At 27.1% G+C, this 20,974-nt stretch carries 24 protein-coding genes; 12 read left to right on the plus strand and 12 right to left on the minus strand.

Going from position 1 to position 20,974, the window contains the following annotated elements:
• The first annotated feature begins 139 nt into the window (after positions 1–139).
• Entirely contained in the window at positions 140–1,162 is a 1,023-nt protein-coding gene (locus AAHF53_RS01625; protein ID WP_342190011.1) for a hypothetical protein, read from the plus strand.
• A 109-nt stretch (positions 1,163–1,271) separates the two neighbouring features.
• On the opposite strand, the gene AAHF53_RS01630 is transcribed toward AAHF53_RS01625, so the two are convergent.
• From AAHF53_RS01630 to AAHF53_RS01665, 8 genes are all read right to left on the minus strand, one after another.
• Positions 1,272–2,345, minus strand: a complete 1,074-nt coding sequence (locus tag AAHF53_RS01630) for a DDE-type integrase/transposase/recombinase (protein WP_342190012.1) — start codon at positions 2,343–2,345, stop codon at positions 1,272–1,274.
• Between the two features lie 68 nt (positions 2,346–2,413).
• Positions 2,414–2,836, minus strand: a complete 423-nt coding sequence (locus tag AAHF53_RS01635; protein WP_342189521.1) for a hypothetical protein — start codon at positions 2,834–2,836, stop codon at positions 2,414–2,416.
• 57 nt (positions 2,837–2,893) lie between these two features.
• Entirely contained in the window at positions 2,894–4,759 is a 1,866-nt protein-coding gene (locus tag AAHF53_RS01640) for a hypothetical protein (RefSeq protein ID WP_342190013.1), read from the minus strand.
• A 24-nt stretch (positions 4,760–4,783) separates the two neighbouring features.
• A complete protein-coding gene (locus AAHF53_RS01645; RefSeq protein ID WP_338967003.1) occupies positions 4,784–5,029 on the minus strand; it encodes a hypothetical protein in 246 nt (81 codons plus the stop codon).
• A 9-nt stretch (positions 5,030–5,038) separates the two neighbouring features.
• On the minus strand, positions 5,039–5,365 hold the full coding sequence (locus tag AAHF53_RS01650; RefSeq protein ID WP_342190014.1) for a hypothetical protein: 327 nt from the start codon (positions 5,363–5,365) through the stop codon (positions 5,039–5,041).
• Between the two features lie 13 nt (positions 5,366–5,378).
• A complete protein-coding gene (locus AAHF53_RS01655; RefSeq protein WP_215826150.1) occupies positions 5,379–6,368 on the minus strand; it encodes a hypothetical protein in 990 nt (329 codons plus the stop codon).
• A gap of 31 nt (positions 6,369–6,399) precedes the next feature.
• A complete protein-coding gene (locus AAHF53_RS01660; protein ID WP_338967750.1) occupies positions 6,400–6,636 on the minus strand; it encodes a hypothetical protein in 237 nt (78 codons plus the stop codon).
• A 15-nt stretch (positions 6,637–6,651) separates the two neighbouring features.
• Entirely contained in the window at positions 6,652–6,882 is a 231-nt protein-coding gene (locus AAHF53_RS01665; protein WP_338967749.1) for a hypothetical protein, read from the minus strand.
• A 433-nt stretch (positions 6,883–7,315) separates the two neighbouring features.
• Here AAHF53_RS01665 and AAHF53_RS01670 point away from each other — a divergent pair, with 433 nt between their 5' ends.
• The 8 genes from AAHF53_RS01670 to argS all read left to right on the plus strand — a co-directional run bounded on the left by AAHF53_RS01670 (position 7,316) and on the right by argS (position 15,498).
• Positions 7,316–7,606 carry a hypothetical protein gene (locus AAHF53_RS01670; protein ID WP_342190015.1) on the plus strand — a complete coding sequence of 97 codons (291 nt, stop codon included), beginning with the start codon at positions 7,316–7,318 and terminating at the stop codon, positions 7,604–7,606.
• A 22-nt stretch (positions 7,607–7,628) separates the two neighbouring features.
• Entirely contained in the window at positions 7,629–8,264 is a 636-nt protein-coding gene (locus AAHF53_RS01675) for a hypothetical protein (RefSeq protein WP_342190016.1), read from the plus strand.
• 37 nt (positions 8,265–8,301) lie between these two features.
• Positions 8,302–10,092 (plus strand): DUF2779 domain-containing protein, encoded by a 1,791-nt coding sequence (locus tag AAHF53_RS01680; protein ID WP_342190017.1) that lies wholly within the window; start codon positions 8,302–8,304, stop codon positions 10,090–10,092.
• Positions 10,086–11,024: a methionyl-tRNA formyltransferase gene (gene fmt / locus AAHF53_RS01685; protein WP_338968143.1), complete on the plus strand. Its 939-nt coding sequence runs from the start codon at positions 10,086–10,088 to the stop codon at positions 11,022–11,024. Before AAHF53_RS01680 ends, fmt begins: the two co-directional genes overlap by 7 nt.
• A 20-nt stretch (positions 11,025–11,044) precedes the next feature.
• The gene (locus tag AAHF53_RS01690; protein ID WP_342190018.1) at positions 11,045–11,491 is read left to right on the plus strand and encodes a hypothetical protein; all 447 of its coding nucleotides are present in this window, start codon (positions 11,045–11,047) and stop codon (positions 11,489–11,491) included.
• Between the two features lie 311 nt (positions 11,492–11,802).
• Positions 11,803–11,952 (plus strand): hypothetical protein, encoded by a 150-nt coding sequence (locus AAHF53_RS01695; RefSeq protein ID WP_342190019.1) that lies wholly within the window; start codon positions 11,803–11,805, stop codon positions 11,950–11,952.
• Entirely contained in the window at positions 11,939–13,750 is a 1,812-nt protein-coding gene (gene lepA / locus AAHF53_RS01700; protein WP_342190020.1) for a translation elongation factor 4, read from the plus strand. Before AAHF53_RS01695 ends, lepA begins: the two co-directional genes overlap by 14 nt.
• An 80-nt stretch (positions 13,751–13,830) precedes the next feature.
• A complete protein-coding gene (argS, locus tag AAHF53_RS01705; RefSeq protein WP_342190021.1) occupies positions 13,831–15,498 on the plus strand; it encodes an arginine--tRNA ligase in 1,668 nt (555 codons plus the stop codon).
• Positions 15,499–15,503: 5 nt separating this feature from the next.
• Here argS and AAHF53_RS01710 read toward each other — a convergent pair whose 3' ends face one another.
• Entirely contained in the window at positions 15,504–16,037 is a 534-nt protein-coding gene (locus tag AAHF53_RS01710) for a hypothetical protein (RefSeq protein ID WP_342190022.1), read from the minus strand.
• A gap of 277 nt (positions 16,038–16,314) precedes the next feature.
• On the opposite strand from AAHF53_RS01710, the gene AAHF53_RS01715 reads away from it, so the two are divergent.
• Positions 16,315–17,013 (plus strand): hypothetical protein, encoded by a 699-nt coding sequence (locus AAHF53_RS01715; protein ID WP_342189463.1) that lies wholly within the window; start codon positions 16,315–16,317, stop codon positions 17,011–17,013.
• A gap of 126 nt (positions 17,014–17,139) precedes the next feature.
• On the opposite strand, the gene AAHF53_RS01720 is transcribed toward AAHF53_RS01715, so the two are convergent.
• The 3 genes from AAHF53_RS01720 to AAHF53_RS01730 all read right to left on the minus strand — a co-directional run bounded on the left by AAHF53_RS01720 (position 17,140) and on the right by AAHF53_RS01730 (position 19,829).
• The gene (locus tag AAHF53_RS01720) at positions 17,140–18,222 is read right to left on the minus strand and encodes a DDE-type integrase/transposase/recombinase (RefSeq protein WP_342189464.1); all 1,083 of its coding nucleotides are present in this window, start codon (positions 18,220–18,222) and stop codon (positions 17,140–17,142) included.
• A gap of 75 nt (positions 18,223–18,297) precedes the next feature.
• A complete protein-coding gene (locus AAHF53_RS01725) occupies positions 18,298–18,738 on the minus strand; it encodes a hypothetical protein (RefSeq protein ID WP_342189465.1) in 441 nt (146 codons plus the stop codon).
• A gap of 764 nt (positions 18,739–19,502) precedes the next feature.
• The gene (locus AAHF53_RS01730) at positions 19,503–19,829 is read right to left on the minus strand and encodes a hypothetical protein (RefSeq protein WP_342189655.1); all 327 of its coding nucleotides are present in this window, start codon (positions 19,827–19,829) and stop codon (positions 19,503–19,505) included.
• Positions 19,830–20,395: 566 nt separating this feature from the next.
• Between AAHF53_RS01730 and AAHF53_RS05650 the strand changes: the two genes are divergently transcribed.
• Both AAHF53_RS05650 and AAHF53_RS01735 read left to right on the plus strand, forming a co-directional pair.
• On the plus strand, positions 20,396–20,572 hold the full coding sequence (locus AAHF53_RS05650; protein ID WP_425289525.1) for a YebC/PmpR family DNA-binding transcriptional regulator: 177 nt from the start codon (positions 20,396–20,398) through the stop codon (positions 20,570–20,572).
• Between the two features lie 124 nt (positions 20,573–20,696).
• Positions 20,697–20,972, plus strand: coding sequence for a hypothetical protein (locus tag AAHF53_RS01735; RefSeq protein WP_338968116.1), 276 nt, complete (start codon positions 20,697–20,699; stop codon positions 20,970–20,972).
• Positions 20,973–20,974: the final 2 nt, after the last annotated feature.

The raw sequence follows: 20,974 nt of genomic DNA on the forward strand, positions 1-20,974 counted from the left end.
AAAATAATGCAAAAAAATTTTTAAAATGGTTTATAATTAGATTCCAAGGCAAAGAGACTTTAGATTAATTTTTGGAGAAAGGAAAAGGTGTTGTAAATTTTATTAATTAGTAAAAATTAATGAAAGGAATTTGATTAATATGAAAAAATTTCTAGGAATTTTAGGAACAATAACAATAGCAGGAAGCGGAATATCAGGCATTGTTGGAAATAAACCAGCAAAAATTAAAGAAAATAATAATTTACAAACAAGTAATTCAAAAGTTTTAAGTAGAAGTAAAAGACATAAAACACATGATAATAGTTGTGCGATGGGAGTAACTGTCGGGGCGGGTGTCGGCGGCGGTGGCGCGATTGGCGCAGGCACCGGAGCAGCTGCGGGAGCTGCAATAGGTAGTGTTGTCCCTGGTTTGGGTACCGCAATTGGAGCACTAGTTGGTGGCGCGGTTGGTTTTTTTACAGGTGCCGGTGTTGGTGGAGGAGTTGGGTTCTCTGCAGCACCAAATACATGTGCTAAAAATATTAATGAATATATTTTGAATACAGATTTAAAAATTATTAATTCTGATGATAACATTACAATATTAAATGAAGTTAAAAAACTAAACCAATCTTTGAATATTAATAACTTATATGTTACTGAAAAAACAAGTACCTCAGCTAAAATAGTTGCTTCTAGTTCAAGCAATTATAAAACAGAAAGTGCCGTGGTCGTTAATTTTATTAATCAACGTCATTTAAATTGAACTCCTGATTTGTTAAAAAACTGAGGAAATAATTATCATAAATGAAACGAAGAATTTGAAAGACAAAAAATACAAGACGTCCCGCATTTTTTTACAGAACAAAAAAGAACTTGAAAAGATGACAAAAATTTTCAAATTAGAACTCAATTTCATTCATTACTTCAAAACATTGTTATAATTCAAAATCATTTTTATATAAAAGAATTATATAATAGGATTATAACACTAGAAAATGATTTATCTAATTTAAAAATTGAAGTTGAAAGGTTGTCTTCTTGAACGACATTATCTTTATGTGCTTCTTCGACGGGTCTTATTTCGTCAAGTAGTTCTATTGTTCCTGTTATCGGAAATATAGTATCATATATTTCTGGTTTAATTTCTGCATCTTGTTATTTAGCTAATGAATTTGCTTAATTAAAAAATAAATGAAAAAATCATTGTTAGGAACAGTTATTTTAATCAGAAAAGTAACAAGAACAAACAAGTTTAATTTTTTACAAACAAAATAAAAAAATTATAGGTTTTAAAAACCTTGTAATGTTTGAAAAGGTGATTTATTTTGTAATGATGAGTGACGGCGTTCAAAATTATAAAAGTAATAATATTTATTTAAATAATGTTGGAGTTCATTTTGATTTAACTTTTTATTCTTAGAATAAAATAATTTGGTGTAGTGTTGGTGAAATCGTTCAATTTTACCATTTGATTGTGGTGAGCGAATCGGCGTGGTTTCGTGAACGATTCCGTTCTTCGAAAGAAAGGTTGTAAAAGACCTTTCTTTTACTTTGTATGATTTTTTATTACTTCAATTAGTAGTAGTAAATTCTGGAGCATTATCAGTACGAAGGCGTTTAATAGTTATACCAAGTTCTCCGAAATCTTTCATTGCTCTTTGTACAGCATTAATAGCATTGTTAGTTCCTAAACTATCATAAACATAACCAAATACTATGCGTGTCATTTCGTCAATGAAATCATAAATATAATATTTTTTATCAACCGGAAAATTTGATGTGGTAATAATTTTAGCATCCATTTGTAAAAGACCAATCTCTGAGACCTCATAACGCTTAAAATGGCGTTTTATTTGTTTGATTTGTTGTTTTAATTCTTTTCAGCGAGGGTCGGATTTAATTCAGCGATAAAAAGTTTTGATATTTTTCGGAACTTCTGAATTTTTAATATCATGAAAACCGATTTTTAAATTGTTAAATAAAGACCACATTCCGCCAGCTTGAAGATTTTTGTAATCAAAATATAAATCACATACTTTTTCACGAGAATTTAAACTATATTGATAATTAAGATTTTGTGGTTTTGTAGTTTTAAACAATAATAAATCTAAATTGTCAGAATAATAAGCGGTCATAATTTTTTCTGCTCAACGATAAAAAGTTTTCGTTGCATTCTTAAAATATTTTTTAATAAGTTTTGTTAAAGTAGTTTCTTCAATATAGAAATAAGTACATAAATTTAAATAGGCAGTAATGCGTTTTTTAGTTTTATAGTAATAAGGATTGCGGCAATTAGCACTTAATCAACTTTGGACTTTTGCTTTTAAATCTGCTAAATCAGCCTGGGAAATAATATATTTCATTTTTTAAACTCCTTAAAGTAAGAAAATCGTATTAAAAAATACGATTTTCAAGAATATTTATTAAATTGCTAATTTTTATTAGGCATTTCGGCAGAAAATGAGGTAATTATATAACCAGCTCGCCTATCATATCTGTCGAAAGTTGAAGCTTTTAAAATTGTAATTTTTACATTAACAATTTTATCAATATAATATTTATCATATTCACTATTAACATTAACAATTTTAGTCGTATTTTTTTTATAAAAATTAAAAACATAACCAGACATACTACCACCTTCAGGAATTGTAAGAGCAGAAACATCTTGAGGCAAATCATCTAATTTATCATCGGTGTTTCAAATATAACCAAGAGATGGCCATTTAAAAACATAACTATTTTGAATACTAGCAAACTTTAAATCATATTTATTTAAAATATTACTATTTTTACTACATCCAAAAATAAACATTACACAGACTAAATTTAAAACTGATAAAAATTTTCGCATAAAGAAAAATCCTCCTTTCAAAGGAATTATAATTTTATATAAAAATATTGGAAATATTTAAGAGAATTTTTTTAATATCATTAATAAAATTGCTAAAGGCACTACAAATTCAAATAACATCTGAAATGCTGGAATGACTTCAAACACTGGAAAGGCAGTTTTGGTAAAGTTAATCGTTGTTTTAGCAATATCGGCAATGGGGCGAATTAAAAGATTAATCCCAGAAAGACCTAGTAATCAATTCAACACACTAACAGAAGCGTGTTGAATACCACAAGATATGGCACTAAATAAACCCCAATAAGAACAGGTAGGTGTAGGAATTAAATCATCCATATTGCCACTTATTCCGCCACCAATAAAAGCTGTTGAATTCAAAATGTTAAAATCGTATAAAGAATAATGATATTCAGTACTTTCATTTTTCTTTTTATATAGTGGAAATGTCAGTGTAAAAATATTAATTCCATACATCACATTAACTTTGGCATTGTAAAAATGCAATTTATTACTAGTGGCATTCCATAATTGGTTATCATATGCTTTTAAAACATTAAAATCTATTTGATAAGAGCTTTTACCAGTATTAAAACCATTGGCAGTTTGTTTATCTTTAACAAAGAAATAGGAGCGAAAAATCATATTCTTACTATTTTCGATTGTTGAACCAAAGTTAATCAAATATTGTTTGGGATAAAAAGTAATTAAGGAGCGGTAGAAAAAACCCATTTGTAAAACATTTTTAGGAATTTGTTGCGTTCCTTTGTAATCTAATTCTACATAAGTAGAAGTATCCATATCAAAACTTGCATAAAAGAATTGTACGAAAAAACCACCTAAAACTTTATAAATTTTATCAAATAAGCCATTAATAAAATCAATAGTTAAATCTTTTTGATAATGAAGCATAAAATCTTTAAAATCTGATTTTAATTTGTCATCATAGCGTAAAAAATGGAAGGTGTTACCATAATAATTAACTTGTCCAAAAAAGGTGTTAATAAAATCTATTCCAAAACTTGTTACTGACCCAAATTTTAAAATTGATTTACCATTTTCTAAAAACTCATTATTACCCACAATGCTACCATGCTCAGTTTTTATAGTAATAACATCACCAAAACTAGAAAAGGAAAGTTCTCTAAAAATAACTTTTTCAATAAAACCGGGTGGATATGAATTTTTACGACTTAAACTAAATTTACTATTTTGTTTAAAACCATTTAACTTAATTGATATTTCATTCATATATTTAAAATTCTCATCAAAGAAATTAAAAATTGGGACTCAATATAAATAGCTATAATTAAATTTATCAAAATCTCGGCGTTGTATCATCAAATAGTCTAACTTATCTTGAAACTGATTATACTGATATTCGCCATCATTTTTAGTTATTTCGGTTGGTAATGATTGCTCGTTATCTTTTCCAGGTAAAGATGGCATTTCGGCAGAAAATGAGGTAATTATATAACCAGCTCGCCTATCATATCTGTCGAAAGTTGAAGCTTTTAAAATTGTAATTTTTACATTAACAATTTTATCAATATAATATTTATCATATTCACTATTAACATTAACAATTTTAGTCGTATTTTTTTTATAAAAATTAAAAACATAACCAGACATACTACCGCCTTCAGGAATTGTAAGAGCAGAAACATCTTGAGGCAAATCATCTAATTTATCATCGGTGTTTCAAACATAACCAAGAGATGGCCATTTAAAAACATAACTATTTTGAATACTAGCAAATTCCAATTTACAACTATTACCACATTGACTGAGGTTTGTAGCTCGTTTTTCTCGTTTCATAAAGGATTGTTCTATATTAGGTTTTGGTGGTTGTTTTGCATCAAAGAAGGCACCTAGAGGAACTAAACCAATAAAAGCGATAATTAACCACGACATAAATTTATACATATTTATTTGTCCTTTCTTCTATGTTTAACTTCTTAAAATTAAATATATTGTTGATAAAATACAAATCGTCCCTAAAATTTGGAAAATCGGATGTTGGGAAAATAACCTTATCATTGGTTTAAACAAATCTAAAATTTTAATATTATTTGATAAAACTTTATTAAAATATTCTAAACCCTCACGCACATAGGCTCACAAACCTAAAAAGTCATTTAAAGCAAAAATAGAAAAAACAGCAACAAGAATAAATAATATTATTAATTTAAACATTTTAAATACCTACCTTTTTATTCGCCGCCCATGTTGATTAAATCACGGTCTGTTTTTAGGACTATTACCACTAAATTTCTTAATCGGACCACTAGATGATTTTTTCTTAGCTCCTCAATTAGCAACTGATTTTTGATATTTTTTACGATAACCAACTTTTGGTCGTTCGATATGAATACCTAAAATGCCACCAATTACAAGATTTATCACAAGCATAATTAGCGGAAAAATAATAATGCGAATATCTGTTCCAGGAATGGTTAAAGTTCAAATTAAATCAAAAACTTTATAAAACATATCGCCAATTAAACTAGCCATTTTTTCTAAGTTTTCCATTTTTTAAACTCCTTTACTTGTTTTTCTTCTTCAGATTATTTTTTAACTTAGTAAGTATCTTGCTAAATTTTTCCATTTTTAAATATTCTAATGCTTCAATATCCATCACATTATCATTTCAAAATTTATGTTGATAATTATCATTCAAAGCACGATTACTTAATTCACGCAAGAATGATAAATATTTATTATCATAAAGGTTTAAAATTGACATCGGAATTTTCAATTTAAAGAAATAAATGTCTAATTCCGGAATGCTACGGTACTTGATTTTGCGACCTTTTTTATCATTTTTAGCATTAATCAGAGTTAATCGTCATTGTTCGTATTCGCTTACCGATTTAAAAGTGCCGTAAATAACTTGTAAATAGGGTCGGAAAATACTAACTGGTTTTTTTCTAATACCAACAATTATTGAATTCGCAATATCGCGAACTTTAACTCATATATGTTCAGCTCGTTGTCCGCTTGCTAATACGATATGGGTAAATTGTCGAGCCGAAGCAAAATATTCTTGTAAACCTTGGGTTACTCTATCATTTTCTTTATAATCAGTTCCTTCTAAAAATAAGTTAGTTTCATCTCATAACAGTAAATGTTTTTCATCTAAAATTGGATAATTATAATCCAAAAGTGACATATGCCCTAATGAAAGCATTTGTTTATCTGTAATCGGAAAAGTAGAAATCGTTTTTCAACCACTTAATAAGTAAGAAGCTAAAACCATTAAAGCGGTTTTTCCAGTTCCTAAAGCACCAATTACTAAATTTAAAGGTGAATTTAATAAGAAATTAATAAAACTTCGACGAGCAAAGAAATGAGAAATTTTAGTATATAAAATATACAAAGCAATTAATAAATAAATAATATCAAATAACATTCGTCAACTTTGGGGATTATAATAATGCAAAATCGCACCATAGAATCACGCAATAATAAATAAAGTGCGATTTAAAGCCACAAAATCATATAGTCTTAAATTTATTTTTTTAAACAATAGCATCACTTAAATCACACTTTCTTTATTTTTATTACTATCTGCCGGGCATTAATTTTTCAAACATTTTGAAAGCGATTAAAAATAAACCAATAATCACGCCAAGCAAGAAAACTCAATATGTAGCAAAAAAATTAACGACATTTGGCATATTGCCACCAATAATATCAGTTCAAATATTACCGAACGCTGTAATTAATGCTTTTCATAAGTTAGTAACCGCTTGTTCACCAGTAATTTTTGCTGGTGCATCGGCCAAGAAAGTTCCAATCATATAATCACCCCCTTTCTAAACAAAATATGATTTAACCTTATAAAATAAAATAACCATAAATAAGATAATGAATACTAATACCATTCAAAAGGCAATATTGGCTATTAAAAGTCAAAGTAGTTCTTTGGTTAAATCAATTTCTTTACCAGAAACTCACGCCGGAATAACTTTAATTTGAATAAATAAATCTCAAAAATATGATTTTATCATTTCTCAATCTAAATCTTTTCAAGCAACTAAAAACATAATAATTACCGCTTAAAAGGTCAAAAGAGTAGAAAAATAATTGCCGAGAAGAGCATTACAATTATTAAAATTGAAAAGGTCGCGTTTAGTTTTCTTAGGTATTTTTTAAAAAAGAAAAAATAGTCATTTACTATAAATTATTTCAATATGCAAATTAAGTATATATTTCTTATGTATGATTTTTGTTGTAAAAAATTATTTTAATGTTGTTTTTATAAGCATTTTACTTAGTTTTTATAACCTTTTATTAAGAATATGTTTGTTAATATTAAATATTTTGTTTTATTAATTATTTTTCAAGTAAAAAGGTAATAAATTTTTAGTTGCTTTTCTTTCAAAATTATTCAAATCTTTACCCACCTAACAAAACTTTATGCGCCCCTTAAAAAAGTAGTAAAAAAGATGTATAATTACTTATGTACATTTAAAAAAAGTGTGGGTAGAAAAAGTGAGTTATTATTTACAATCAAAATATCAGTTTTCACATCATGTTATTCTTCGTGTTAAACAGCGATTAAATTTGAAACATTTAAATGATATTGAATTAAAAATGCATTGTTTACAATTAATTAATGAGGCATTTTATGTTGTAGATATAAAAGATGATATTTATGTGCAAATTAATGATAGTGATTTATATTTTGTTATTGATAAAAAATCTAATTTGGTTAAAACAATAACGCCAATAAGTCAAGAGCGTTTATTAAGTATTATTAAAATTTAATTATTAAAGGAGGAAATGAGTAATGTTTTTAGTAACAGGTGATTTACAAAATGGACAAACTACTTGGGTAATGTTAGGTTTAATTATTATTATTGTAGTTGTAATGATAGTTTCTTCAATTCGTAAACGAAAACAAGATAAAATTGAAAAAGAAAAGCGTCAAAAAGAAGTTAGAGATAAAATTAAGCAGTATTTAAAGATTAATGATAATATTGCTCATAAAAGAATTGAATATGATAAAGTAATTGCTAGAGCAGGTAAAGATTATAAATATCGTGATGTTTTTGATGTTGTTATCAAATTATATGACTCAAAATCAAATGCGTTATATGCTACTAAAGCTTTTGAAGTTGAAGGTTTAACAAAACAATTAAGTAAAAAAGAATATGAAACAACTTGAAAAGTTAATCATGAATTAGAATTAGAAGCTACTTTAATTCGTTTGCAAAAAGAACAAAAGAAAAGTTATTGAAAAATGACTAAGGCTGAGCGAGCACAAGTTAGATTAGAACGCAAGGAAGCAAAAATAATAGAAAAAGCAGAAATTAAAAAAATTAAGCAAGAGAAAAAAATCAAAGCAACTAAAAAAGTTGTTCAAAATAAAAATGAGGTTCTTATTAAGCGACAACCTAATGAGAAGTTTGGTGCTAAAAAATAAATAGTTTAATTAATTCATAATCTGAGGAAATGATAAAATGCTTCATAAAATATATAAAGAAGATTATAAAAATTATCGGGAATGTGCTAAATTATCATTTCTTTTACGAAAAGAAAATCATCAAAAGACAATTCAATGGCACGATAGGGAGTTAACTTATTTTTTTAGTTTGCCTGAATTTGGTGATGAAAAGCAAAAAGATGACTTGACGAATATTTCTGCGCCTAGTTTAGAATTATTAGCGAATGATGATTATAGTTTTAGCGATTTAGAGGTAATTGATAGTGAAACTATTCTTGATGGTTTAGAAGTAGGTTATCATGCTAAGCAATATTTTTTACGAAATTATCGTTGTTTTGATTTAGATACTTATGAAAAACATCTTGTGGCAAATAAAACGGTAGAAAAAATTCTTGATGCTAATCTTGAAGTGTTGTTTGAACCACGATTTGAATATAATGGTTGTGTTACAAAGGTTGATGTTTTAAAACGAAATGGTACAGGTTGAGACTTAATTGAAGTTAAGGCAACAACTAAGGTTCATCGCGAACATTTATATGATGTTCTTTATCAATATTATATTTTGACTAATTGCAATATTGAGATTAAAAATATTTATTTAATGCATTTAAATGATTTTTATTTTCATCAAGGTGATTTAGAATATGATAATTTGTTTATTTTAGCAAGTAAATATAATTTAACAACTACTGGTTCAAAGCAAGAAAATATTATGGTTGGTGTAAAAAAAGATTTAGCAAAGCGAGATTTTAATCAAGATATTCAGCGCATTAAAGATATTTTTCAAATGCCAGTTGCTGAAGCATTAGCGTGGTTAAAGACTAGTCAATGTCATAATCGGGGTAAATATGATTATTGTATTCATGTTTATGCTAAATTACCCAAAGAGCATACAATATTTAATCTTTATCGGTTAGTAAAAACTAAAAAAGCAAGATTATATTATGAAAATAATTTTTTGTCGCTTTATACATCTAATTTTTTTGATCTTAATTTAACAGCTAATCAATATCGCCAAATTAAAGTTGTTCAAAATTTAGAAGGTGTTGTTGCATTGTCAGAACGAAGATATTTACAAAGTATATATAAGGAATATGTGTATCCGATTTATATGTATGATTTTGAAACTGTTAAAAGTGCCATTCCGAAATATGAAAATAGTACACCATATGAGCAAATTCCGTTTCAGTATTCAATTCATGTTTTATTGGATAATAAGTTTAATGAAGAGAAACATAATATTAAACATTATCGTTATTTAAGTGATGGCGTTGGTGATCATCGTTTAGTTTTAATTGAAAATTTAATTAAGGATTTAACACGATATGGGATAGGTACTTATGTTGCATATAATAAAAGTTTTGAGAAGCAAGTTTTAAAAAAAATGGCATTATTATATCCGATTTATGAAGAAATATTAATGCAAATTTCTGATCGGACTGTTGATTTAATGGATTTCTTTAAAAATTTTGCAATTTATAAAGCAGAATTTAATGGTAGTCTTTCAATTAAGAAAACATTGTCGGCTTTTAATTCGGAATTTTCTTATGATGATTTGGAAGTGCAAAAGGGAACCGATGCTTCCAGTTTATTTCGTAAACGGTTGTATAATGAATTACAAAAAGATAATAATCATTTGTTTTTTTTGAAATTAAATAATGCTTGAAAAACTATTAGTTGGCAACAATGACAAGACAATTATGTTAAAAATTTGTTATTATATTGTGAACGCGATACTTATGGAATGGTAGTTTTATTTACTAAAATTTCTGAATTATTGCGAGAACAGGGGTGAATTGAATGGTAACGAAAGTTATTTTTATGGGGACACCGATTTTTGCTAAAGAAGTATTATTAAAATTATTAACAATGGATTTTATTGAAGTTGTAGCTGTTGTTTGTCAACCTGATCGTAAAGTTGGGAGAAAGCAAGAAATGAGGATTGGTGGTGTTAAACAAGTAGCATTAGCATCAAAATTAAAGATTTTTCAACCAGATAATATTAACGATATTGTTTTAGAACTAGATAATTTAAATGCTGATTTAATAATTACTTGTGCTTATGGTCAATTTTTGGGAACAAGGATTTTACAATTGGTGCCGAAAGGTTGCTTAAATATTCATGCTTCGTTATTACCTAAATTACGAGGTGGAGCACCAATTCATTGAGCGGTAATTAATGATGAAAAGGAAACTGGTATTAGTTTAATGAAAATGACATCTCAAATGGATGCGGGGCCAGTATTTGTTCAAGAGAAAATTAGGTTGGTAGCAAATGAAACGGCAAGTAGTTTGCATCACCGTTTAATTTTGTTAGCAAATATGATGTTAGAAAAATATTTATTCTTAATAATTAGTGGTAAAATTACTCCAGAAATCCAAAATGAACGACTTGTATCGTTTGGTTTAAATATTAAACGAAATAATGAAAAGATTATTTGAAATGTTGATGCGAGAAAAGTAACTTGTCAAATTCGTGGTCTTTTTGAAATCCCTTTAGCTTATACGACTTATGAAAATAAGATTTATAAAATTCATCAGGCGATCGTTTATGATATTAATAAACAGGAAAAGGCAGCGGGAACAATTTTATCATTTCAACAAGATGGTATTGAAGTTCAAACGAGTAAAGGAAGTGTTTTAATTCAAAGATTACAACCTGAGGGTAAAAAAGCAATCTTGGTTAAAAATTTTTATCAAGGACAACATCCTTTGCGGGTTGGAACAAAATTTATTTAAGGAAAGGATTTGAAAGAAAAATGTATCGTTTTCGTTCATTGAAATATTTAGCAACAACAGGTGTAATCACAGGTCTTTTAATGGTTTGTGGTTATGCTTCTAGTTTTATTAAAATTGGCGTTGGTTATTTGCAATTAGCTGATATTATTGCTTTACCTTTAATTACCTTTATTTCTGGGCCAATGATTTTATTTGCTAATCCGATTGCGATGGCATTTGCTGATATTATGGGGGGATATTTTGTTTTTGTTCCCATTACGATTGTTGTTAGGATTTTAATGTTTGTTATTATTCGGATATTAGAACCATATTTTCATTTTATTATCAGTCATTTTTTTGCGGTTTTACCAGTTTTAATTATTTATCCACCATATACTTACTTTATTTCTAATTTTGATTATAGTTATGCGATTACAGCATTAATTAATGATGCTGTGCAAGCGATATCAACATATATGGGTGCATAAAGTTTTGTTAGGTGGGTAAAGATTTGAATAATTTTGAAAGAAAAGCAACTAAAAATTTATTACCTTTTTACTTGAAAAATAATTAATAAAACAAAATATTTAATATTAACAAACATATTCTTAATTAAAAGGTTATAAAAACTAAGTAAAATGCTTATAAAAACAACATTAAAATAATTTTTTACAACAAAAATCATACATAAGAAATATATACTTAATTTGCATATTGAAATAATTTATAGTAAATGACTATTTTTTCTTTTTTAAAAAATACCTAAGAAAACTAAACGCGACCAACATATATTTTTTCCTTGTTTATTACTTGGTTTTTAATTAGAATTAATAGTGTCAGTTATGGTCATCTTTGAAGTGATAATGATTTTGATTATTTACGAGCGACAGCGTTAGAAAATAGTAATTTAGAACAAAGTAAGGAAATTAAAAATAATGGCAACAAATAAAAATTTAATTCGTAATTTTAGTATTATTGCTCATATTGATCATGGTAAGTCTACTTTGGCGGATCGGCTTTTAGAATTAACGGGTACGGTTAGTAAAAGAGAATTAAAAGATCAATTATTAGATTCAATGGATTTAGAGCGAGAAAGAGGAATTACTATTAAGTTAAATGCTGTGCAGTTGCAGTATGTTGCTAAGGATCATCAACAATATTGTTTTAATTTAATTGATACGCCGGGACATGTAGATTTTACTTATGAAGTTTCGCGTAGTTTAGCGGCTTGTGAGGGAGCATTATTAGTAGTTGATGCTACGCAAGGGATTCAAGCGCAGACATTAGCTAATGTTTATTTAGCGATTGATAATGATTTAACAATTATTCCTGTTATTAATAAAGTTGATTTGCCTAATGCGGACCCCGAAAGAATTAAACAACAAATTAGAGAATTGACAGGAATTGCGTATTCGCATATCCCGTTAATTTCTGCCAAGACTGGTTTAAATGTTGATGAAGTGTTAGAAACTATTGTTAGAGATATTCCTGCTCCAATAAAATCCCAAGATGATGCTCCTTTGCAGGCATTGATTTTTGATTCTTATTATGATCAATATCGTGGTGTAATGATTTTTATTCGTGTTTTTCAAGGAACTGTTAAGATTAATGATAAGATTCGTTTTATGGCAACAGGGGGTGAATATGAAGTTATTAGTGTTGGTATTAAGACACCGTTGGAAGTTCAGCAGGATGCAATCTATGCTGGTCAGGTTGGTTGAGTAGCGGCGGCTATTAAGAATATTAAAGATGTTCAAGTAGGAGATACAATGACACATGCTGATTTTCCAACATTAGTGCCATTATCAGGTTATCGAAAAATTAATTCAATGGTTTATTGTGGATTATATTCCGTTGATAGTTCGCGTTATGAAGATTTAAAAGATGCATTATCAAAATTGCAATTATCAGATGCTGCTTTGGTATATGAACCAGAAAATTCACAAGCATTAGGATTTGGGTTTCGTTGTGGGTTTTTAGGTTTATTACATATGGATGTTATCCAAGAACGACTTGAGAGAGAATATAATTTAGATTTAATTGCTACGGCGCCAAGTGTTATTTATGAAGTGCATTTAACTGATCAACAAATTATTACTGTGGATAATCCGAGTAAATTACCGGAAGTGCAAAAAATTCGTAGTATTAATGAGCCTTTTGTTAAAGTAACGATGATGACTCCTGAAACTTATTTAGGTGGTTTAATGGAGTTATGTCAGCAAAAACGCGGTATTTATCAAAATCTTGTTTATGTTGATGATACAAGAAGGATTTTGACTTATGAAATGCCGTTAAATGAGATTATTTTTGATTTTTTTGATCGTTTAAAATCTGTGTCTAAGGGCTATGCTTCATTAGATTACGAATTATTAGGTTATCGACCAAGTAAATTAGTAAAGATGGATATTTTATTAAATGGTGCGGTTGTTGATGCTTTATCAATGATTGTGCATAAAGATTTTGCGTATGCTCGTGGAAGAAATTTATGTGCTAAATTAAAAGATATTATTCCGCAACAAAACTTTGAAATCCCTGTACAAGCTTCCATTGGTAATAAAATCATTGCGCGAGAAACTATTAAGGCGTTAAGGAAAAATGTTACTGCTAAGTGTTATGGTGGCGATATTAATCGTAAGAAAAAGTTATTAGAAAAACAAAAGAAGGGTAAAAAGCGGATGAAGGCTTTTGGAAATGTTGAATTACCACAAGAAGCTTTTATGGCAGTTTTATCTATTGATGATAAATAAGCATATTATATTGAAATTTTAATTAATCGGTTATTTTATTGTTAATAATAAAATTATGAAACGAAAAAGGAGAAATATTAATGTCGTTAATTTTAAATCAAATTCAAAAAATAATTAAAGAGGCAGTAAATAATATTACTCCTTTTGTTGATGATATTGTTATTGAGAAAACTCGTAATATTGCATATGGTGATTATGCTACTAATATTGCGATGGTGTTAGCACCAATTTTAAAGCAAAAACCGGAAGTCATTGCTAAAAAGATTATTGCTATTATTAAGTCAAATGATTTTTTTACTAAAATAGATTTTGTTTTTCCTGGGTTCATTAATTTAACAGTTAATCAAAATGGACTTAGTGCTGTTATTACGGAAATTTTAAAATTAAAAACTAAGTTTGGTAGTGGAGAAGCGACTAATATTAAATATAATTTAGAAATTGTTTCTGCTAATCCAACAGGAATTTTACATATTGGTCATGCTCGTAATGGTGCTATTGGTGATGCGGTTGCAAGAATTTTAAAATTTGCAGGAAATATTGTTGAAACAGAATATTATCTTAATGATGCTGGTAATCAGATTAATGTGTTAGCAAATACAATTTTTTCGTATTATTTACAAAAATTAGGGGTTAATGTTGAAATACCAGAACAATCATATCAGGGTGTTTATCAAGAAATATTAGCAACTAATTTTGTGAATAAATATCAAGATAAATTTATTGCCATACGAATTGTTAATGGTGTCATTGATGATGAACAAGTATTAGCAATATTTAAACAAGAGTCAGTTGCTTTCTTTTTACAATTAATTAAAACGCAATTAAAGGATTTTCGGATTAATATTGATTATTGGTCGAGTGAGTTAGAAATGTATACAACAAAAGAAATTGATAAGTTAGTAAAGGAATTGCAAGCAACTAATAAAGTTTTTGAAAAAGATGGTGCTTTGTGGTTAAAAACAACAGATTATGGTGATGATAAGGACCGAGTTCTTGTTAAACAAGATAAATCGTATGCTTATATTTTACCGGATTTAGCTTGTCATAATTTACGAATTAAACGAGCAAAAGCTAATTATTTAGTTAATTTTTGAGGTGCAGATCATCATAGTTATTTAACACGAATGCAGGCGGGTTTACAAATTTTAGGTTATGATGCTAATATTTTAAAAATTGTTATTATTCAAATGGTGCGATTAATTAAAGATGGTCAAGAATATAAAATGTCAAAAAGAAAAGGGACAGCCGTATGATTAATTGATTTAGTTATGGAATTAGGTATTGATGTTGTTCGTTATATGTTATGTTCAAAAGCATCTTCTAGTCATATGGATTTAGATTTGAGTCTTTTAACATCTCAAAGTAATAATAATCCGGTTTATTACTTTCAATATGCTACAGCGCGTTGTGCGAGTATTTTACGAAATGTGCCTCATAATATTGATTTAACAAAGACAATTGCTAGTTATCATTTATTAACACATCCCAAGGAGCGAGAGCTAATTAAAGTATTAGATTATTTTAGTAAAGTAGTACAAAGTGCTGCTAAATTTTGTCAACCGAATATTATTTGTGATTATATTCAGGAATTAGCACGGGGATTTCATTCATATTATTCAGAATGTAAAATTTTGGATGAAACTAATATTACTTTATCAGAACAAAGATTGCATTTAATTATTAGCACACAGTATGTCTTTAAAAATGCTTTAAACTTAATTGCTGTTGATTTTAAGGATCAAATGTAATTTGCTTATTCAGTTAGTGTTGCTTTTAAGAAATTAATTACTATTGTCATATTTAACTTATAAGGTTTCATTTTCCCACGATTATTTTTTCGCATAAATTTTTTTTCGTATCATTGTTTTATTTCATTATAAGTTGTTAAATTTCATTTAGTGAGAGAAATGTTTTGTTTAGTCAGAAATTTATTAATAACAGCAAATCATGAAAGGTTTTCTTCATAACAATTAAATTGTTTTAAATCTCATTGTAAACAACATTCAATAATGAGAAAAATATTGGTGTCTATTATTAAACTTGGAGGATTGTTTTTAGCATAATATTGGGCCAATATTCCCACATATAAATTTCTTTTGTTCATTTCAGTTATTCAAGTATAAATTACAAGATTAAAATAAGGTCGTTTTAATTTTAAAAAAGGATTCATTGCGATATTGGTTTTATTTTTATTAAGACAATAATCATACATTGAAATTTCTTTTCTTAAAGCTGATAGACTCATATTGTTAGCATAGCAAATAAGTTCATAGGGAATAATACGCATAGTTTCTCCTTTAAAATTAATAATAAATAAATTATACTCTTTAATTTATAAATTATAATTTATAAATTTTTGTAATATACCACAGACTTATGACAAGTACAAGCAGTTTTTTAAAAAAGGGATGATAAATTATAAAATAATGCAGAAAATTTTTAAAAATAATTTATAATGAAATTCCAAAGTAAAGAAATTGCAGATTAAAATTTGGAGAAAGGTTGTTGATTGTTGAATAAATTTTATTAATTAGTAAAAATTCACGAAAGGAATTTGATTAACTATGAAAAAAATACTAGGAATCTTAGGAACAATAATAACAGCAGGAAGTGGAACATTAACATTAGTTGCAAACAGCCCCTCATCTATAAAAACAGAAGAAAAAATTTTAAAAAGAAGCAAACGATGAGGAGAGACCCAATGAATTTATATTCAAAACGAATGAAAAAATGTCGAGCAAGCATATCAAAATGCAGCAAATGAATTTCAAAGAACACAAAATCATTGACAATTTTCTCAAGCTCAACAACATTTTTTACAAGCTCAACAATCATATAATAATTCAGTTTGAGAATGACAACAAGGGTTAACACAGTGAGCAAACGAAATTAGAAATGAAAGAAATCAACAATGATGAATTCAGGTTGACACACGACAAAAAAGAAATGCAGGAAAACAATGAACAAGTAATAAAATAGATGCATTAGCTATAAAATTAGGTAAAGAAATAAAACCAGAAAGTAATCCAGTTCTAAAAAATAATGAAAATTTTAAAATTAAAACTGAAACACATATTGAAAGAGATATTTTTAAGGGTATAATTTCGGGAGTTACTGGTGTGATAGGATCAATTTTCGGAGGACCAATTGCTGGATTAATAATTGGCGGAGGTAGTTATGGTGTCTCTACTTTTTTAGATAAAGCATCTGATAATTGATGAGATAGTTTATGAGAGGGAATGTCTCAAGTTAGATTTAATTAAAGTGAAAAAATATTAATTTAATCTCTGTAAAACGAAGAAAAATATTCAAACCAGTAATTTTAATTAGTTAAAATTACTGGTTTTTGTTTTGCCAAAATAGAAAATAATTATTCAGACTTACAAAAATTACTTTGTTAAAAATTTTTGTAATGTTTGAAATGGCGATTTATTTTGTAATGATGAGTGACTACGTTCAAAGTTATAAAAGTAATAATATTTATTTAAATAATGTTGGAGTTCATTTTGATTTAATTTTTTATCCGTAGCATAAAATAATTTGGTATAATGTTGGTGGAATCGTTCAATCTTTCCGTTGCTCTGAGGCGAGCGGATTGGTGTGGTTTCATGAACAATTCCGTTTCTTGAAAGAAAGGTTGTAAAAGGCCTTTCTTTTACTTTGTATGATTTTTTATTACTTCAGTTAGAAGTAGTAAATTCAGGAGCATTATCAGTACGAAGGCGTTTAATGGTTATGCCAAGCTCGCTAAAATCTTTCATTGCTCTTTGTACGGCATTAATTGCGTTATTGGTTCCTAAACTATCATAAACATAACCAAATACTATCCGTGTTATTTCGTCAATGAAATCATAAATGTAATACTTTTTATCAACCGGAAAATTTGATGTGGTAATAATTTTAGCATCCATTTGTAAAAGACCAATCTCGGAAACTTCATAACGCTTAAAATGGCGTTTTGTTTGTTTAATTTGTTGTTTTAATTCTTTTCAGCGAGGGTCAGATTTAATTCAACGATAAAAAGTTTTGATGTTTTTAGGAACTTCTGAATTTTTAATATCGTGAAAACCGATTTTTAAATTGTTAAATAAAGACCACATTCCACCGGCTTGAAGATTTTTGTAATCAAAATATAAATCACATACTTTTTCACGAGAATTTAAACTATATTGATAATTAAGATTTTGTGGTTTTGTAGTTTTAAACAATAACAAATCTAAATTGTCAGAATAATAAGCAGTCATAATTTTTTCCGCCCAACGATAAAAGGTTTTCGTTGCATTCTTAAAATATTTTTTAATAAGTTTTGTTAAAGTGGTTTCTTCAATATAGAAATAAGTACATAAATTTAAATAGTTAGTAATGCGTTTTTTAGTTTTATAGTAATAAGGATTACGGCAATTAGCACTTAGTCAACTTTGGATTTTTGCTTTTAAATCCGCTAAATCAGCTTGAGAAATAATATATTTCATTTTTTAAAACTCCTTAAATTGAGAAAATCGTATTTTTTTAATACGATTTTCAATAATATTTATTAAATTACTAAATTAATGAGGCATTTCGGCAGAAAAAGATATTACGCCTCATTCTTGACGATAATTTTTATTAGAAAATGTAATTTTAACATCAACAAGTTTATCAATAATATATCTATCATAAGGAGTGTTACCAAAATTACCGCTAACTTTTTTTGCATTAGATTTATAAAAGTTTTGAACCTCCTGTCTAGTTGAATAACCATCATATCTAAAACTGTGAGAATCAAACTCAGTCCACACATGTATATCAGGAACAACATTAGAAGGCAATTGACTTTTAACATCATCAATATTTATAAACATAGTTGGACCCCCGTTAATTACCGTTAAATAGCTATTTGAAATCTCGGAAAATGAGAAATCATATTTTTTAAAATCGTTGCTATTTTTACTACAACCAAAAATAAACATTACACATATTAAATTTAAAGCTGATAAAAATTTTCGCATAAAGAAAAATCCTCCTTTCAAAGGAATTATATTAGACTTGGTAGGGCGCATAAAGTTTTGTTAGGTGGGTAAAGATTTGAATAATTTTGAAAGAAAAGCAACTAAAAATTTATTACCTTTTTACTTGAAAAATAATTAATAAAACAAAATATTTAATATTAACAAACATATTCTTAATAAAAGGTTATAAAAACTAAGTAAAATGCTTATAAAAACAACATTAAAATAATTTTTTACAACAAAAATCATACATAAGAAATATATACTTAATTTGCATATTGAAATAATTTATAGTAAATGACTATTTTTTCTTTTTTAAAAAATACCTAAGAAAACTAAACGCGACCGACTTGGTACATAACCTTTAATTTTATCTACTATTTTGATAATATTATTTCCTAGGTGAAGTATAAATGTTAGATAAATACAAAGACGAAAATGGGGCGCATAAAGTTTTGTTAGGTGGGTAAAGATTTGAATAATTTTGAAAGAAAAGCAACTAAAAATTTATTACCTTTTTACTTGAAAAATAATTAATAAAACAAAATATTTAATATTAACAAACATATTCTTAATAAAAGGTTATAAAAACTAAGTAAAATGCTTATAAAAACAACATTAAAATAATTTTTTACAACAAAAATCATACATAAGAAATATATACTTAATTTGCATATTGAAATAATTTATAGTAAATGACTATTTTTTCTTTTTTAAAAAATACCTAAGAAAACTAAACGCGACCCCAATTGCAATATTCATTTTTAAGCTCCTTTAAAATAGTTATAATTTATATCTTTTTTGTTATTTTCTTTTTCGGCAATGAAGAAGCCTAATAATTCTTGGCCTTTAATTAACTTCGTTTCTTGCTCTTGTTGATTAATTGAAATTACTTGATATTTACTATCTTTTATTATTCCAATGCAAATTGAATTTTCGTATTTTCCTTTATAAACAAATCGCTTTGGAAACCAAATGCCGATTTGTTTATTAAATCACGGAATTTTTGGCGCTTTAATAAATATTGCGTTTTGCGTTTCTTTTAAAAGATACTTCTTAGTATTTAAGAAAATGTTTTCAATGTTTTTCATAGTAAATTACCTTTCTTATGAATAAACTAAGTTGTATTAACTAAGTTGTTAGTTAACTTAGTTTTTTAAACACTTATATATCGCAGATTTAAGTGTTTAACAAGCTTTGTTATTAAATTTTGTTTTTTAATTAGATAAAGATTTTAATAATTTTAAACTTAGTATATCCCCTATATAGAAATTTCTACACTTTAATATCCGCATCCTACCCTTGGAACTAATTTAATAGCGTGTATATTTTTAGGAAATCCACCCATTCATTTTTTTATTGCAAAACGAAACAAATTGCTATAGCTAATAGGGTGTTATCTATTAACTGGTAAACTTCTTTTGGTTATGGCGACCACCCACAATTTATCGTGCTTTAATACATACCAACATTATTAATTCACTTGTATTTAATTTTCAAAGAACAAATTTTTAACACCTTATAAAATAAAAGGACAATCATTGCTGACTGTCTTAATACTTATTCAAATCTTTTCCTACCTAACAAAACTTTATGCGTCCAAGGAACATTTATTATTACGACAACTGTTGATAGGTTTTGAATAACCAAAACCTTTTTAGAATCTAAGGGTGTTACTGCCTTTGATGTTAGTGAAATTATTTTTCAACCGAATAAAACAGTATCCTTAGAAAATGAAATTGCGATTGAACAGTTTTGACAGTTAATTAATTCCTTAGAAGCTGATGATGATGTGCAAAATATTTATTATAACTTTGTGGAAGATGATAATTAAAAAGGAAATTATATTACTAATATGGAAGAATATTGCCGATAGTTGTTAGCGACAATTATTTTTTCACTTTTAAAAATTATATTGTATAATTATAAATGATTTGACAATAAGGTTGGAAAAAATAATGGAAAAGTCTTATTTGTATAGTTATGTTCTTAAATTATTAGAATTAAAAACTATGGAATTGAAATTAGAAATTTCTTCGTTGTCAATCGTTGATGTGGCAACTTATTATTTGGAAGTGATTTTGCATAAACGGCAAGCTACTAGTTTGCAACAAGCAACATATGATATATTTAATATTAAACCAAATATTGTTATTGAATATATTAATAATAAATTAATTACTGATAAAACAATATCATTAGATGATTTTAAAGAAATGTTTGAAAAGAAATAATG

The organism is Spiroplasma endosymbiont of Dilophus febrilis, from assembly GCF_964030685.1.
Taxonomy (GTDB): domain Bacteria; phylum Bacillota_I; class Bacilli_A; order Mycoplasmatales; family Nriv7; genus Nriv7.